The 15133-nt window shown below is 71.4% G+C and carries 13 protein-coding genes and 1 pseudogene; 6 read left to right on the forward strand and 8 right to left on the reverse strand.

Annotated features, from left to right (window positions below):
* Nucleotides 1-13 precede the first annotated feature (13 nt).
* The 5 genes and pseudogenes from sufC to AB0B63_RS01985 form a co-directional block, all read right to left on the reverse strand.
* A complete protein-coding gene (gene sufC / locus AB0B63_RS01965; RefSeq protein ID WP_208569187.1) occupies nt 14-787 on the reverse strand; it encodes a Fe-S cluster assembly ATPase SufC in 774 nt (257 codons plus the stop codon).
* Nucleotides 787-1131: a non-heme iron oxygenase ferredoxin subunit gene (locus tag AB0B63_RS01970; RefSeq protein ID WP_208569188.1), complete on the reverse strand. Its 345-nt coding sequence runs from the start codon at nt 1129-1131 to the stop codon at nt 787-789. Before AB0B63_RS01970 ends, sufC begins: the two co-directional genes overlap by 1 nt.
* 1 nt (nt 1132) lies before the next feature.
* Nucleotides 1133-2275: a Fe-S cluster assembly protein SufD gene (sufD, locus tag AB0B63_RS01975; RefSeq protein ID WP_208569189.1), complete on the reverse strand. Its 1143-nt coding sequence runs from the start codon at nt 2273-2275 to the stop codon at nt 1133-1135.
* Nucleotides 2276-2333: 58 nt separating this feature from the next.
* Nucleotides 2334-3764, reverse strand: coding sequence for a Fe-S cluster assembly protein SufB (sufB, locus tag AB0B63_RS01980; protein WP_208569190.1), 1431 nt, complete (start codon nt 3762-3764; stop codon nt 2334-2336).
* Nucleotides 3761-4469: pseudogene (locus AB0B63_RS01985) on the reverse strand (ArsR family transcriptional regulator). Before AB0B63_RS01985 ends, sufB begins: the two are co-directional and overlap by 4 nt.
* Nucleotides 4470-4749: 280 nt before the next feature.
* On the opposite strand from AB0B63_RS01985, the gene AB0B63_RS01990 reads away from it, so the two are divergent.
* Complete coding sequence (locus AB0B63_RS01990) at nt 4750-5703, forward strand: COX15/CtaA family protein (RefSeq protein WP_208569264.1); 954 nt, start codon at nt 4750-4752, stop codon at nt 5701-5703.
* Between the two features lie 243 nt (nt 5704-5946).
* Here AB0B63_RS01990 and AB0B63_RS01995 read toward each other — a convergent pair whose 3' ends face one another.
* From AB0B63_RS01995 to AB0B63_RS02005, 3 genes are all read right to left on the reverse strand, one after another.
* Nucleotides 5947-6879 carry a hypothetical protein gene (locus AB0B63_RS01995; protein ID WP_357013819.1) on the reverse strand — a complete coding sequence of 311 codons (933 nt, stop codon included), beginning with the start codon at nt 6877-6879 and terminating at the stop codon, nt 5947-5949.
* Nucleotides 6880-6892: 13 nt separating this feature from the next.
* The gene (locus tag AB0B63_RS02000) at nt 6893-7225 is read right to left on the reverse strand and encodes a hypothetical protein (RefSeq protein ID WP_208569192.1); all 333 of its coding nucleotides are present in this window, start codon (nt 7223-7225) and stop codon (nt 6893-6895) included.
* A gap of 360 nt (nt 7226-7585) precedes the next feature.
* Nucleotides 7586-8545, reverse strand: a complete 960-nt coding sequence (locus tag AB0B63_RS02005; protein WP_357013822.1) for a heme o synthase — start codon at nt 8543-8545, stop codon at nt 7586-7588.
* A 264-nt stretch (nt 8546-8809) separates the two neighbouring features.
* On the opposite strand from AB0B63_RS02005, the gene tkt reads away from it, so the two are divergent.
* The 5 genes from tkt (at nt 8810) to AB0B63_RS02030 (ending at nt 15036) form a co-directional block, all read left to right on the forward strand.
* Nucleotides 8810-10939, forward strand: coding sequence for a transketolase (gene tkt, locus AB0B63_RS02010; RefSeq protein WP_208569194.1), 2130 nt, complete (start codon nt 8810-8812; stop codon nt 10937-10939).
* A 16-nt stretch (nt 10940-10955) separates the two neighbouring features.
* Nucleotides 10956-12134 carry a transaldolase gene (gene tal, locus AB0B63_RS02015; RefSeq protein ID WP_208569195.1) on the forward strand — a complete coding sequence of 393 codons (1179 nt, stop codon included), beginning with the start codon at nt 10956-10958 and terminating at the stop codon, nt 12132-12134.
* 76 nt (nt 12135-12210) lie between these two features.
* Nucleotides 12211-12435, forward strand: a complete 225-nt coding sequence (locus AB0B63_RS02020; protein WP_208569196.1) for a hypothetical protein — start codon at nt 12211-12213, stop codon at nt 12433-12435.
* A gap of 2 nt (nt 12436-12437) precedes the next feature.
* The gene (gene zwf, locus AB0B63_RS02025; protein WP_208569265.1) at nt 12438-13988 is read left to right on the forward strand and encodes a glucose-6-phosphate dehydrogenase; all 1551 of its coding nucleotides are present in this window, start codon (nt 12438-12440) and stop codon (nt 13986-13988) included.
* 31 nt (nt 13989-14019) lie between these two features.
* Complete coding sequence (locus AB0B63_RS02030) at nt 14020-15036, forward strand: glucose-6-phosphate dehydrogenase assembly protein OpcA (protein ID WP_208569197.1); 1017 nt, start codon at nt 14020-14022, stop codon at nt 15034-15036.
* The last annotated feature ends 97 nt before the right edge of the window (nt 15037-15133 follow it).

Here is a 15133-nt window from a genome sequence, read left to right on the forward strand (position 1 = left end):
CGTTCCGTGGTGTTCAGGCCCGCGCCGTGCCGGCTCCGGCGACGTACCGCTCGTAGCCCTCTTCCTCGAGCTTGTCGGCCAGCTCCGGGCCACCCTGCTCGACGATCCGACCGGCTACGAACACGTGCACGAAGTCGGGCTTGATGTAGCGCAGGATGCGGGTGTAGTGGGTGATCAGCAGCAGGCCGGTGTCGCCGGTGTCGCGGACCCGGTTGACCCCCTCGCTGACCACCCGCAGCGCGTCCACATCGAGGCCGGAGTCGGTCTCGTCGAGGATGGCGATCTTGGGCTTGAGCAGCTCCAGCTGCACGATCTCGTGCCGCTTCTTCTCGCCGCCGGAGAAACCCTCGTTGACGTTGCGCTGGGCGAACGCCGGGTCCATCTGGAGCTTCTCCATCGCGCCGCGCAGCTCGCCACCCCAGGTACGCAGCTTCGGGGCCTCGCCGTCGATGGCGGTCTTGGCGGTGCGCAGGAAGTTCGCCACCGAGACGCCGGGCACCTCGACCGGGTACTGCATGGCCAGGAAGAGGCCGGCGCGGGCCCGCTCGTCGACGGTCATCTCCAGCACGTCGACACCGTCGAGGGTCACCGAGCCGCCGGTGATCTCGTACTTGGGGTGGCCGGCGATCGAGTAGGCAAGCGTCGACTTGCCGGAGCCGTTCGGGCCCATGATCGCGTGGGTCTCCCCCGACCGGACGGTCAGGTCGACGCCGGACAGGATCGGCTTGAGCTCACCCTCGGGCAGCTTGACCGACACCTTCAGGTCGCGGATCTCCAGGGTGCTCATTATCGGGTCACTCCATTGCTCGGCGTCGGGCGGCCGTCGGCGCCCACGGGAAGGTAGATGTCGCCGTCGCGGACCTCGACGGCGTAGACGGGGACGGGTTCGGTGGCGGGCAGCCCGGAGGGCTCACCCGTGCGCAGGTCGAACCGGGAACCGTGCAGCCAGCATTCCAGCGTGCAGCCCTCGACCTCACCCTCGGACAGGGCCACCGAGGCGTGCGAGCACTCGTCGTGCACCGCGTAGAACTCGCCGTCGGTGCCGTGCACGACGGCGACCTGGAGGCCGTCCACGTCGGCGCTGATCACGGTGCCCTTCGGCACGTCCTCGGTCGCGCAGATCCGGATCATGTCAGGCCCCGGACCGGGAGAGCCGGGCCTCGATGGCGTCCCCCAGCCGCTCACGCAGCGACTCGACCGGGATCTTGTTGATCACCTCGGCGAAGAAGCCCCGCACCACCAGGCGACGGGCCTCGTCCGCCGGGATACCCCGGGCCATCAGGTAGAACAACTGCTCGTCGTCGAACCGGCCGGTCGCGCTGGCGTGGCCCGCCCCGGCGATCTCGCCGGTCTCGATCTCCAGATTGGGTACGGAGTCCGCCCGCGCACCGTCGGAGAGCAGCAGGTTCCGGTTGATCTCGTACGTGTCGGTGCCGGTCGCCTCGGCCCGGATCAGCACGTCGCCCACCCAGACGGTGTGCGCCTCGTCGCCCTGCAACGCGCCCCGGTAGCCGACGTGACTGCGGCAGTCCGGCACGTTGTGGTCGACGAGCTGGCGGTGCTCCAGGTGCTGGCCGCCGTCGGCGAAGTAGACGCCGTACAGCTCGGCCTCGCCGCCGCGGCCGGTGTACTCGACCGTGGTGTACTGGCGGACCAGGTCGCCACCCAGGCTGACCTGGATGTGCGACACCTTGGCGTCCCGGCCGAGCCGGATCTTCAGGTGCTGCGCCTGCACCGCGTCGGCGGCCCAGTCGGCCACCGTGACCAGGGTCAGCTTCGCCCCGTCGGCCACCGCCACCTCGACGTTGTCGGCGAGCGTCGCCGCACCGACGTGTTCCAGCACCAGCACCGCCTCGGCGAACCGGCCCACGTCGACGAACGTGTGCCCGAAGGCCAGCCCGGCGGCGTCGTCCCCGACCACCCGCAGGGTCACCGGCGCGTCGACCACCGCGTCGGCCGCGACCTCGACCAGCAACGCCGCACCGGCACCGCCGTACGCCAGCGCGCTGACCCGGTCGACCGGGGTGAGCACGCTGCCCACCCGGGGGTCGTCCCGGCCGATCCGCCCGACGGTGACGCCGGCCGGCAGGTCGGCGTACTCGTGGCGGACCTCACCGGTGGCGGCCTGCGCCCCGTCGGTCAGCCCACGCAGCCGCTTGAGCGGGGTGAAACGCCACTCCTCCTCCAGGCCGGTCAGGGCCGGGAAGTCGGCGACGTCGTACGAGCGGAGCGCCTGCGATTTGGTGCTGGGCGGCGCGGAAGCCTGGGTAGTCATCTCTTCCTTGGTCTGTCTGTCCGTGACGACGGTGTCATTGGGCGGAGGGTGGGCGGCGTCAGCCGACCGCGCCCTCCATCTGGAGTTCGATCAGGCGGTTGAGCTCCAGGGCGTACTCCATCGGGAGTTCCTTGGCGATCGGCTCGATGAAGCCCCGCACGATCATCGCCATCGCCTCGTCCTCGCTCAGGCCCCGGCTCATCAGGTAGAAGAGCTGGTCGTCGCTGATCTTGGAGACGGTCGCCTCGTGCCCCATCGACACGTCGTCCTCGCGGATGTCGACGTAGGGGTAGGTGTCCGAGCGGGAGATGGTGTCGACCAGCAGCGCGTCGCACTTGACCGTGCTGCGGCTGTGGTGCGAGCCCTCCAGCACCTGCACCAGGCCCCGGTACGAGGTACGGCCGCCGCCCCGGGCGATCGACTTCGACACGATGGTGCTGCTGGTGTGCGGCGCGGCGTGCACCATCTTGGCCCCGGCGTCCTGGTGCTGGCCCTCGCCGGCCATCGCCACCGAGAGCACCTCGCCCTTGGCGTGCTCGCCGGTCATGTAGACCGCCGGGTACTTCATGGTGACCTTGGAGCCGATGTTGCCGTCGACCCACTCCATGGTCGCGCCCTCGTGGCAGACGGCCCGCTTGGTGACCAGGTTGTAGACGTTGTTCGACCAGTTCTGGATGGTCGTGTAGCGGCAGCGCGCGTTCTTCTTGACGATGATCTCGACGACCGCGCTGTGCAGCGAGTCGGACGAGTAGAGCGGCGCGGTGCAACCCTCGACGTAGTGCACGTACGCGCCCTCGTCGACGATGATCAGCGTCCGCTCGAACTGGCCCATGTTCTCGGTGTTGATCCGGAAGTACGCCTGGAGCGGGATCTCCACGTGCACGCCCTTCGGCACGTAGATGAACGAGCCACCGGACCACACGGAGGTGTTCAGCGCGGCGAACTTGTTGTCGCCGACCGGGATCACCGTGCCGAAGTACTCCTTGAAGACGTCCTCGTGCTCCTTGAGGGCGGTGTCGGTGTCCAGGAAGAGGACACCCTGCTCCTCCAGGTCCTCGCGGATCTTGTGGTAGACCACCTCGGACTCGTACTGCGCCGCGACCCCGGCGACCAGCCGCTGCTTCTCCGCCTCGGGGATGCCCAGCCGGTCGTAGGTGTTCTTGATGTCCTCCGGCAGGTCCTCCCAGCTGGTGGCCTGCTTCTCGGTGGACCGCACGAAGTACTTGATGTTGTCGAAGTCGATCCCGGTGAGGTCGGCGCCCCAGGACGGCATCGGCTTGCGGCCGAACAGCCGCAGGCCCTTGAGCCGCAGGTCGAGCATCCAGGCCGGCTCGTTCTTCTTCGCCGAGATGTCCCGCACCACCGCTTCGTTGATGCCGCGCTGCGCGGCCGCCCCGGCGACGTCGGAGTCGGACCAGCCGTACTCGTAGCGACCGAGGGCGGCGAGCTGCTCTTCCTGGGTCAGGGGCTGGACGATCTGCTCGGTCATCTATCTGTCCTCACAGTGGTGACGGTGTTACCGGACTGGGGCGCGCAGCTGGGCCGGAATGTGCGTGGTGCACACCCCGTCGCCATGCGCGATGGTGGCCAGGCGCTGCACGTGGGTGCCGACCAGACGGGAGATGACCGCCGTCTCGGCCTCGCACAGCTGGGGAAACTCGGCGGCCACGTGCGCCACCGGACAGTGGTGCTGGCAGAGCTGCCCGCCGGAGGCGATCGTGGACGCGTTGGCAGCGTAGCCCTCGGCGGTGAGCGCCCCCGCGAGTGCCTCGGACCGGGCGAGCGGATCGTCGCCGGCATCCTCCATGGCGGCCCGGCAGCGGGCCTCCAGCGCGGCGACCTGGTCGGCGGCGAAAGCCTCGACCGCGTCGGAGCCGCCGCTGCGGGCGATCCAGCGCAACGCCGCGGTGGCCATGTTGTCGTAGTGGTGGGTGCCGCAGCGCACCCGGGCCGCGTCGGTGAGCAGGAAGACCTTCGCCGGTCGGCCCCGGCCCCGACTGCCCCGCACGGTCTGCTCACGGGCGACCACGTCACCGTCGGCGAGCATCGCGTCGAGGTGCCGGCGGATCGCGGCGGGGCTGAGGCCGAGCGCCGAGCCGAGCTGGCCGGCGGTGGTCGCCCCCTGCTCCAGCAGGAGCTGGGTCACCCGGTCCCGGGTGGAAAGATCGGTGGGGGCGGCCGGGGTCGACTCCACCGGGGCGGGGTGACCGGCACCCGGCCCGCCGGGTCGCCCGGCACGACGGGACCGCGCCCCGACGCCGACGACCGGGCCGGTCGTCGGCGGGTGCCCGGAGAGCGCCGCCGTGTTTTTCACAACGCCAACGTTACGTAATTCGGCGGGCGCTCGCAAACCCGATCCCGGTGATTCCGCCCACCGGGGTGCCGGAGTCACCCGATCGGGATCAACTACGGTGCGTAGGATTCGCGGCGTGAAGCGATCCGTCCGGTTCCCGGTCCCCGCCGCGCTGGCCCGCCTGCTCGACCGCCACCCGGTCTCGACCACCCTGCTGCGCCGCCTCGCGTACGCCTCGATCGTGGCAAACGTGGCCATCGTGGTGACCGGCGGGGCCGTCCGGCTCACCGCGTCGGGGCTCGGCTGCCCGACCTGGCCCCGGTGCACCGACGCGTCGTACACCACCACCACCGAGATGGGCGTGCACGGGGTGATCGAGTTCGGCAACCGGCTGCTCACCTTCGCCGTCGGGGCGATCGCGCTGGCCACCCTGCTGGCCGTGCTGGCCCAGCGGCCCCGACGCCCCGGGCTGACCGGGTTGGCGGTGGCGGTGTTCCTCGGCATCCCCGCACAGGCCGTGATCGGCGGGATCACCGTGCTGACCAATCTCAACCCGTGGGTGGTCGGACTGCACTTCCTCGCCTCGATGGCGGTCATCGCCGCCGCGTACGCCCTCTGGCGGCGGATCGTCGACCCCGACGGGCCGGCGGAGCCGGTGGTGCCCCGGCCGCTGCGTACCCTCGCCCGGCTCACCACCGCCGTCAGCGTCGCGGTGCTGGTCGTCGGGACCTGGGTGACCGGCAGCGGCCCGCACGCCGGCGACCACGGGGCGGCCCGCAACGGGCTGGACCCCGAGACGATCTCCCAGGTGCACGCCGACGGGGTGTTCCTGCTGATCGGGCTCTCCGTGGCGCTGGTCCTGGCGTTGCGGGCGGTCGGCGCGGCCGGCCCGGCCCGCGCCGCCCTGGTGCTGGTCGCGGTGGAGCTGGGGCAGGGCCTGATCGGTTTCGTGCAGTACTTCACCCACCTGCCGGGCGTGCTGGTCGCCGCGCACATGCTCGGCTCCTGCCTGGTACTGCTGGCCACCCTGGCGATGCTCTGGTCGACCCGGCAGCGCCGTCCGGCCACGGCCGACCCGCTGCCGGCCGGTCCCGCACGACCCCTGACCGAGGACCGGTTGCCGGCCGCCGTCTGACCGCCTGCGGCCCCAGCCGCACTCGCGGGACTGGTGCACTCCGGTCCTGCCCCACTCGCGGGCCCTGCAACACTCGCCGGCCCTGGTGCCGAGATCGCACTCGAACCAGGTTGTAGTGGCCTCACCGCCCCAGAAGGCCACTACAACCTGGAAGTAGCCGGCCACATCCGGCCCGACGGCGCGGGCGGGTGGGCGCGGGGTGGGCGGGGGCGGCGCGGGTGGGCGCGGGGCGGGTGGGGGAGGTCAGCTGCGGCGGGTGAGGTGGGTGAGCACCGCGTCGGCGAGGCGCTCGGGCGCACCGTCGGCGTGACCGAGGAACAGCGAGGGCTCGGTCAGCTCCAGCTCGATCAGCACGGGTTCGCCGTCCGGGCCGGGGAGCAGGTCCACCCGGGCGTAGAGCAGCCGCTGCGGGCCGCCCGGGACCTCCGCCAGCACCCGCGCGGCGACGGCCAACTGGGCGTCGGTGGGGGTGCGCGGGCTGATCTCCTCCGGCCGGAAGAGCCCCTCGACGCCCAGGTCGGGGCCGTCGAGCATGGCGCCCTTGCGGATGGCGTGGCTGAACGTCAGGCCGTCCGGGCCGGCCACGAAGAGCAGGGCGGTCTCACCGGCGGTGTCCACCGCGTCCAGGTAGGGCTGGACCATCGCGACCCGGCCGGCCGCCGACAACCGACGGACGTGTGCGACGGCCAGGTCCCCGTGTCCCGGGTCGGCCGCGTCGTACCGGCCGGTGTCCTGGCTGCCGGCGCTGACCGTCGGCTTGACCACGTACTCGCCGGGCGGTGGAGGCGGGACCCAGGCGTCACCCGGCGCGACCCAGGAGGTCGGCACGGTGGGCACCCCGGCTGCGGCGAGCTCACCGAGGTAGCGCTTGTCGGTGTTCCACTCGACCACGTCGGCGGGGTTGGCCAGGGCCGGCACCGTACGGGCCCAGGTGACGAACTCGTCGCGGCGTGGGGCGTAGTCCCAGGGCGAACGGAGCACGACCAGGTCGTAGCTCCCCCAGTCGACCCGGGGGTCGTCCCAGACGGCGGCCTCGACGGTGACGTCCCGTGCCGCCAGCGGGGCGAGCACGAGCCGGTCGTCGGGGTAGAGATCGGCGAAGCGGGCGCAGGTGACGAGAGCGACCCGGGGTTTCCCCCGGGTCGACTGGTGGTGGGTCACGGTGTCGTCGGTCAACGGGCCGACCGGGTCAGCGGGCCATCGTGCGTCGGGCCATCGACCGCCACAGGTCGTTGCTCGGCCGCATCTGGTCCATCAGCTCACGCTCCCAGGCGTTCTCGACGGTGACCCCCGCCTGCGCGCACGCCTCCCGGGCGGTCACGGTGTCCTCGGCGAACTGGTCGCCCCACGCACCGTCGGCGCCGACCAGGACGATCCGCGCGCCACGCTTGCCGACGTACTCGATGACCGCCTTCGCGCCGCCGTGCCCGGCGGCGAAGGACTTGATGCCCGAGACCAGCCCGGTGGGGGCCGGCTCGGCGGTCTGTTCAGCCGTCAGCGTCGTATCGGAACCTTCTGCCATACGCGAAGCCTAAGCAGACCTGCACCCCTACGCGCGAGAATCATGAACTATTTGTGATGCCAATTACCCGAGGGTTTATCGGAACCGCTGGGCCGATTGACCAGGCATGTCGGATAAATACGGGCGTAACGACTCGTCTGGATCGCCATAATGTGTCCAGATGCAGACAGTGCAGTCCGCCGGCGCCCGTGGGCTGTCCGGTCGACGGGAGCGGATCAACGTGGCCGCTCGACATCGACGGTGAGCTTGCCGTAGACGTCCTTGGCGACGATGCGGCGTCGAGTACCCGGTGGACGCCCGGCCCGTGCAGGACCGTGCCGTCCTCAGCCGGTGCCCACTGCCGGACGCTCCTGTGCCGCGTCAGAGCAGCGCGTCGAGGGCCACCGCGGCGAAGACGATGGTCAGGTAGGTGGTCGACCAGTGGAACAGGCGCATCGGCTTGACCGGCTCGCCCCGGGTCACCCGCCGGCAGAGCTTGTGCGCCTCGACCAGGAAGACCGCACCCACCAGGGCGGTCGGCACCCCGTAGATCGCGCTCATGCCCAGCGGCCACAGCGCCAGCGAGGTCGCCACGGTCAGCCAGGCGAAGATCAGGATCTCGGCGTTGACCCGCCGGGCCGAAGCCACCACGGGCAGCATCGGGATGCCGGCGCGGGCATAGTCGTCCTTGTATTTCATCGCCAGCGGGTAGAAGTGCGGCATCTGCCAGAAGAAGACCACCGCGAACAGTACCCAGGCCGCCGGTGCCAACGACCCGGTCACCGCGGCCCAGCCGATCAGCACCGGCGCCGCCCCGCACGCCCCGCCCCAGAACGTGTTCGCCGTCGTGGTGCGCTTGAGCCAGAGGGTGTAGACCAGGTCGTAGTAGGCGATCGCGGCCAACGTCAACGCCGCGGCCAGCAGGTTGGTGAACGTCGCCATCAGGGCGACCGACACCGCCGCCAGCACCAGCCCGAAGACCAGGGCGCTGCGGGGCGAGACGGTGTGCGCCGGCAGGGGACGCCGCTTGGTCCGGCGCATCAACTGGTCGATGTCCCGGTCGATGTAGCAGTTGAGCACGCTCGCCGCACCGGCAGCGAGCGAACCACCGACCAGCACCACCGCCATCAGCCACAGCGACGGCAGGCCACCGTCGGCGAGCATCATCGCCGGCACCGTGGTCACCAGCAGCAGCTCCACGATGCGCGGCTTGGTCAGCGTCACGTACGCCGACAGCACCGCGCGCACGTCCCGCCGCCGGGACGCCGGCCCCCCGGCCACCGTGCGCACCGGCGGCTGCCCGGCAGGGTTGCTGACGGGGCGCTCGGTGATCATGCTCACGGATTGCCACCTTCCGGCATCGGCAGGGGAAGTCGGTTCGGCGGGGCCCCGTCGGGGCCCACACACCGCACCACACACTACGCGTCGTCGTTTTCGCTGCCCGGGCGACCCGACAACGGTGCGGGCCGTCACACCTGACGGGTGACCGAACGATCCGGCCCGCCCATACGTAACTGCCTGCTGAGATCCCCGGGCGGACGTTTAGACCCGCTCGATAGGGTCACCACTGAGGGTTCCGCCCATCTGCCGAGGAGCACAACCATAGTGGCTGCCAACCGACCCGCACTCAACTGGACCGACCTCGACCGCCGGGCCGTCGACACCGTCCGCGTCCTGGCCATGGATGCCGTGGAGAAATCCGGCAACGGCCACCCCGGCACCGCGATGAGCCTCGCGCCCGCGGCGTACCTGCTGTTCAACCGGGTGATGCGGCACAATCCGGCCGACCCGAACTGGCCCGGCCGGGACCGGTTCGTGCTGTCCGCCGGGCACTCCAGTCTCACGCTCTACATCCAGCTCTTCCTGTCCGGCTACCCGCTGAGCCTGGACGACCTGAAGTCGCTGCGGCAGTGGGGCTCGCTCACCCCGGGTCACCCGGAGCACGGGCACACCCCCGGTGTCGAGACCACCACCGGCCCGCTCGGGCAGGGCCTGGGCAACGCGGTCGGGATGGCGATGGCGGCCCGCCGCGAGCGTGGCCTGTTCGACCCGGAGAGCGAGCCGGGGCAGTCCGTCTTCGACCACCAGATCTGGTGCATCGCCTCCGACGGCGACATCGAGGAGGGCATCAGCCACGAGGCGAGCGCGCTGGCCGGGCACCAGCAGCTGGGCAACCTCACGCTGATCTACGACGACAACGAGATCTCCATCGAGGACGACACCCGTATCGCCAAGAGCGAGGACGTGGCGGCCCGCTACGCGGCGTACGGCTGGCACGTGCAGACCGTCGACTGGCGGGCCGGCGACGCCGACCAGGGCGACTACCACGAGGACGTCGAGGCGCTGTACCAGGCGCTGCTGGCGGCGAAGGCCGAGACCGGCCGCCCCTCGTTCATCGCGCTGCGCACCATCATCGGCTGGCCCGCGCCCAACAAGAAGAACACCGGCAAGATCCACGGTTCGGCGCTCGGCGCCGACGAGGTGAAGGCCACCAAGGAGATCCTCGGCTTCGACCCGCAGCAGAGCTTCCAGGTCGACGAGGAGGTGCTCGCGCACGCCCGTGGGGTGCTGACCCGCGGCGGCGAGGCGGAGCAGGCGTGGACGGGCGAGTTCGACGGCTGGGCGCAGGCCAACCCGGAGCGCAGGGCGCTCTACGACCGGATCGCCGGCCGGGTGCTGCCGCAGGGCTGGACGGACGCGCTGCCGACCTTCCCCGCCGACGCCAAGGGCGTGGCCACCCGGGCCGCCTCCGGCAAGGTGCTGGAGGCCCTCGCCCCGGTGCTGCCGGAGCTGTGGGGCGGCTCGGCCGACCTGGCCGAGAGCAACAACACCACCATGAAGGGCGAGCCGTCGTTCATCCCGGCCGCCCACGCCACCAAGGACTTCCCCGGCCACGAGTACGGTCGCACGCTGCACTTCGGCATCCGTGAGCACGCCATGGGCGCGATCCTCAACGGCATCGCCCTGCACGGCGGCACCCGCCCGTACGGCGGCACCTTCCTGGTGTTCAGCGACTACATGCGCCCGTCGGTGCGGCTCGCCGCCCTGATGAAGCTGCCGGTGACGTACGTCTGGACGCACGACTCGATCGGCCTCGGCGAGGACGGGCCGACCCACCAGCCGGTGGAGCACCTGACCGCGCTGCGCGCCATCCCCGGCCTGGACGTGGTCCGCCCGGCCGACGCCAACGAGACCGCCTGGGCCTGGCGGCAGACGCTGGAGCACACCGACCGGCCGACCGCGCTGGCGCTGAGCCGGCAGCCGCTGCCGACCCTGGACCGGGAGCAGTACGCCGGTGCGGAGGGCACCGCCAAGGGCGGTTACGTGCTGGCCGAGGCGTCCAACGGCAAGCCGCAGGTGATCATCGTGGGCACCGGCTCCGAGGTGCAGCTCTGCCTCACCGCCCGGGAGCGGCTGGAGGCCGACGGCACCCCGACCCGGGTCGTCTCGATGCCCTGCCAGGAGTGGTTCTACGAGCAGGACGAGGCGTACCGGGAGTCGGTGCTGCCGCGCGGCGTCAAGGCCCGGGTGAGCGTGGAGGCCGGGATCGGGATGTCCTGGCGGGGCATCGTCGGCGACCTGGGCGAGAGCGTCAGCCTGGAGCACTACGGGGCCAGCGCCCCGCACACCGTGCTGTTCGAGCAGTTCGGATTCACCCCCGACCGGATCGTGGCCGCCGCGCACGCGGCGCTGACCCGGGTGGGCGACATCACCGGTTTCACGACCGGCAACTGAGGGGAGCGTGGACGACATGACGGACAGACTGGGTGACCTCACCGCCGCCGGAGTGGCGGTCTGGCTCGACGACCTTTCCCGGGTACGACTGAGCTCCGGCGGGCTGGACCAGCTCCGCCGCGAGAAGCACGTGGCCGGGGTGACCACCAACCCGACGATCTTCGCCAAGGCGTTGAGCGACGCCGACGAGTACAACTGGCAGCTCAAGGACCTCGCCACCCGGGGCATCGAGGTCGAAGAGGCCGTCCGGATGCTCACCACCTACGACGTGCGCTGGGCGTGCGACGTGATGCGCCCGTCGTACGACGGCAGCGACGGCGTCGACGGGCGGGTCTCCATCGAGGTCGACCCCCGGGTCGCCCACGACACCGACCGGACGGTCGCCGAGGCCAAGGCGCTGTGGTGGCTGGTGGACCGGCCGAACCTGTTCATCAAGATCCCGGCGACCGAGGAGGGGTTGGCGGCGATCACCGCCACCCTGGCCGAGGGGATCAGCGTCAACGTGACGCTGATCTTCGGGCTGGACCGCTACTCCGCGGTGATGGAGGCGTTCCTCACCGGCCTGGAGCAGGCCAAGGCCAACGGCCACGACCTGTCCGGCATCGGCTCGGTGGCCTCGTTCTTCGTCTCCCGGGTCGACTCCGAGATCGACAAGCAGCTCGACAAGATCGGTTCCGAGGAGGCCAAGGCGCTGCGCGGCAAGGCCGCCGTCGCCAACGCGCAGCTCGCCTACGAGCGCTACACCGAGGTCTTCTCCTCCGACCGGTGGCAGGCCCTGGCCGATGCGGGCGCCCACCCGCAGCGCCCGCTGTGGGCGTCGACCTCGACCAAGAACCCGGACTACCGCGACGTGATCTACGTCGAGGAGCTGATCGCGCCGGGCACCGTCAACACCATGCCCGAGTCGGTCGTGACGGCGTACGCCGAGCACGGGGAGACCCGGGGCGACACCATCACCGGCGCGTACGAGGCCGCCCGGAAGGTCTTCGCCGACCTGGCCGCCGTCGGCGTCGACATGGCCGACGTGATCGCCACCCTGGAACGGGAGGGCGTGGAGAAGTTCGAGGCCAGCTGGGGTGAGCTGCTCGAAGGTGTCCGCAAGTCGCTGAGCGCGGCGGCGCAGGGCACCGGCACGCCGAACGAGGCCGCCAAGGGCAACGCCGAGGCGGCCCGGCGGGCCGGGGGCAACGCGTGACCGACGGCGTCGCCGGCGTCGCGGGGCCCGGCCCCGCGACGTGCCACGCCGTCGTCACCGCAGCACCGGTGGCGACGTGAGTGACCTGTCGACCGGCGCGGCCGATGCCGCCGCCGGTCGCGCGGTGAACGGGGCGGACGCGGTCGCGACGACCGCGCCCGCCGCCGTACCGGCTGCCCTGTACGCGCGGGGCATCCCGGTGGCACCATCCGACCGGGGCCGGCCGATGCTGCGCCGGCCCCCGGCCGACAGGCCGGCCGCACCGGCCCGGCTGGACGCGATCGGACAATGGCGGGCGTGACGATGGACGACATGGACCAGACGGAGCGAGGAGACGGCGTGAATCCGCTGCGCGACGCGCAGGACCGAAGGCTCCCCCGGATCCCGGAGCCGTGCGCCCTGGTGATCTTCGGGGTGACCGGTGACCTGGCGCGCAAGAAGCTGCTGCCGGCGGTTTACGACCTGGCCAACCGGGGGCTGCTGCCGCCCGGTTTCGTGGTGCTGGGCTTCGCCCGCCGGGACTGGGGCGACGGCGACTTCGAGGCACTGGCCCACGAGTCGGCGAAGAAGCACGCCCGGACACCGTGGCGGGAGGAGGTGTGGGGCCGGCTGGCCGGCAACATCAAGTTCGTCGGTGGCTCGTTCGACGACGACGCCGCTTTCGACAAGCTCGCCTCGACGCTGAACCAGCTGCGCGACAGCCACGGCATCCACGGCAACGCCGCGTTCTACTTCTCCATCCCCCCGACGGCCTTCCCGGTGGTGCTCAAACAGCTGGCCCGCACCGGCATGGCCGACAACGACAAGTGCGGCGGCTGGCGGCGGGTGGTGGTGGAGAAGCCGTTCGGCAACGACCTGCCCTCGGCCAAGGAACTCAACGACCTGGTCGACGACGTGTTCACCCGGCAGGACGTCTTCCGGATCGACCACTACCTGGGCAAGGAGACGGTCCAGAACATCCTCGCCCTGCGGTTCGCCAACAACCTGTTCGAGCCGCTGTGGAACTCCAAGTACGTCGACTCGGTGCAGATCACCATGGCCGAGGACGTCGGCATCGGCACCCGGGCCGGCTTCTACGACTCGGTCGGCACCGCCCGCGACGTGCTCCAGAACCACCTGCTCCAGCTGCTCGCCCTGGTCGCCATGGAGGAGCCCACCAGCTTCGACGCCGACGAGATCCGGGCCGAGAAGCTCAAGGTACTCAAGGCGATCACCCTGCCGAAGGACGTGTCCCGGGGCACCGTGCGCGGTCAGTACCTGCCCGGTTGGGTGGGTGGCGAACGGGCCGTCGGCTACCTCGACGAGGAGGGCGTCCCGGCGCACTCGACCACCGAGACGTACGTCGCCGTCGAGCTGGGCATCCAGAACCGCCGCTGGGCGGGGGTGCCGTTCTACATCCGGGCCGGCAAGCGGCTGCCCCGGCGGGTCACCGAGGTGGCCATCATGTTCAAGAAGGCCCCGCACCTGCCGTTCAACACGGCCGACATGGAGTCGCTGGGCAACAACCAGCTGGTCATCCGGGTGCAGCCGGACGAGGGCGTGGTGCTCAAGTTCGGCTCGAAGGTGCCCGGCACCACCATGGAGGTCCGCGACATCGCGATGGACTTCCAGTACGGCGAGGCGTTCACCGAGTCCAGCCCCGAGGCGTACGAGCGGCTCGTGCTGGACGTGCTGATCGGCGACCGGACACTCTTCCCCGACGCCTCCGAGGTGGAGCAGAGCTGGGCGGTGGTGGATCCGCTGGAGCACGCCTGGGAGGGCACCAAGCCGGAGCCCTACCGGTCCGGCGAGTGGGGTCCCCGGGCCGCCGACGAGATGCTGGCCCGCGAGGGCCGGGCTTGGCGGAGAGCGTGAGCGAGCAGAGCGAGCGAACCAGGAGGCTCCATTGATCGGGCTGTGGGACACCACCGGCAACGAGGTGGTCAAGGCGCTCGCCGCCGAGCGGCGCAGCGCGGGCGGGGTGGCCAGCGGGATGGCGCTCACCCTGATCGTCGTGGTCGACGAGAAGCGGGTCCGGGAAGCCGAGGCGGCGGCCACCATCGCCGCCGCCGCCCACCCGTGCCGGCTGCTCGTCGTCGTCCGCGCCGACGTGGAGCGGGAACGCAACCGGTTGGACGCCGAGATCGTGGTCGGCGGCCGGCTGGGTCCGTGCGAGGCGGTGGTGACCCGGATGTACGGCCGGCTGGCCCTGCACGCCGAGTCGGTGGTGATGCCGCTGCTGGTGCCGGACGTACCGGTGGTCACCTGGTGGCACGGCGAACCACCGGCGGAGATCGCCACCGACTTCCTCGGGGTGGTCGCCGACCGGCGGATCACCGACTGCGCGCAGGCCGTCGACCCGATCGAGGCGCTGCGGGAACGGGCCCGGGACTACGCCCCCGGCGACACCGACCTGGCGTGGACCCGGATCACCCCGTGGCGCACCCTGGTCGCCGGGGCGTTCGACACCACCGAGGCGCGGGTCACCGAGGCGACGGTGGTGGCCCCCCGCCGGGACCCCACGGCGGCGCTGATGCAGGGGTGGCTGGCCGCCCGGCTCGGCATCCAACCGCAGTGGCAGCACACCGACGACCACCCGAGGATGCGTCAGGTGCAGCTGCGCTGCGCCAACGGCGACGAGTTGACGTTGACCCGGGACGACAGCCTGGCGACGTTCCGGCGTACCGGCCAGGACGACCGGGTGCTGCCGCTGGTGCGTCGTCCGCTCGGTGACGAGCTGGCCGAGGAGCTGCGCCGGCTCGACGCCGACCAGGTGTACGCCGAGGCGTTGGGCACGGCGGCCGGCCTGTCCGGCCTGGAGCAGCGTCCGCCCCAGCGGGTGCACGTCTGGAAGGACCCGGCCACCGCGCGCCGGGCGGAGGCGGGCGTGAGCGCGCACGCCGACACCAGCACGACATCCTGATCAGGTGCCGGTGGGCGGTCCTGCGGGGCCGCCCACCGGCCGTCAGGGGCAGCCGGGGTCCGTTCCCGGGTTGGCGGGTGTCCTCTCCCGCCCGTCG

This window comes from Micromonospora sp. NPDC049081, assembly GCF_040648835.1.
In the GTDB taxonomy this organism is placed as follows: Bacteria; Actinomycetota; Actinomycetes; order Mycobacteriales; family Micromonosporaceae; genus Micromonospora; species Micromonospora antibiotica.

Bases quoted from the DNA above. Each gene is read 5' to 3' on its own strand.
- sufC (WP_208569187.1), bottom strand. From the start codon at position 787: ATGAGCACCCTGGAGATCCGCGACCTGAAGGTGTCGGTCAAGCTGCCC.
- sufD (WP_208569189.1), bottom strand. From the start codon at position 2,275: ATGACTACCCAGGCTTCCGCGCCGCCCAGCACCAAATCGCAGGCGCTC.
- zwf (WP_208569265.1), top strand. From the start codon at position 12,438: ATGGACGACATGGACCAGACGGAGCGAGGAGACGGCGTGAATCCGCTG.
- tal (WP_208569195.1), top strand. From the start codon at position 10,956: ATGACGGACAGACTGGGTGACCTCACCGCCGCCGGAGTGGCGGTCTGG.
- sufB (WP_208569190.1), bottom strand. From the start codon at position 3,764: ATGACCGAGCAGATCGTCCAGCCCCTGACCCAGGAAGAGCAGCTCGCC.
- AB0B63_RS02000 (WP_208569192.1), bottom strand. From the start codon at position 7,225: ATGGCAGAAGGTTCCGATACGACGCTGACGGCTGAACAGACCGCCGAG.
- AB0B63_RS01970 (WP_208569188.1), bottom strand. From the start codon at position 1,131: ATGATCCGGATCTGCGCGACCGAGGACGTGCCGAAGGGCACCGTGATC.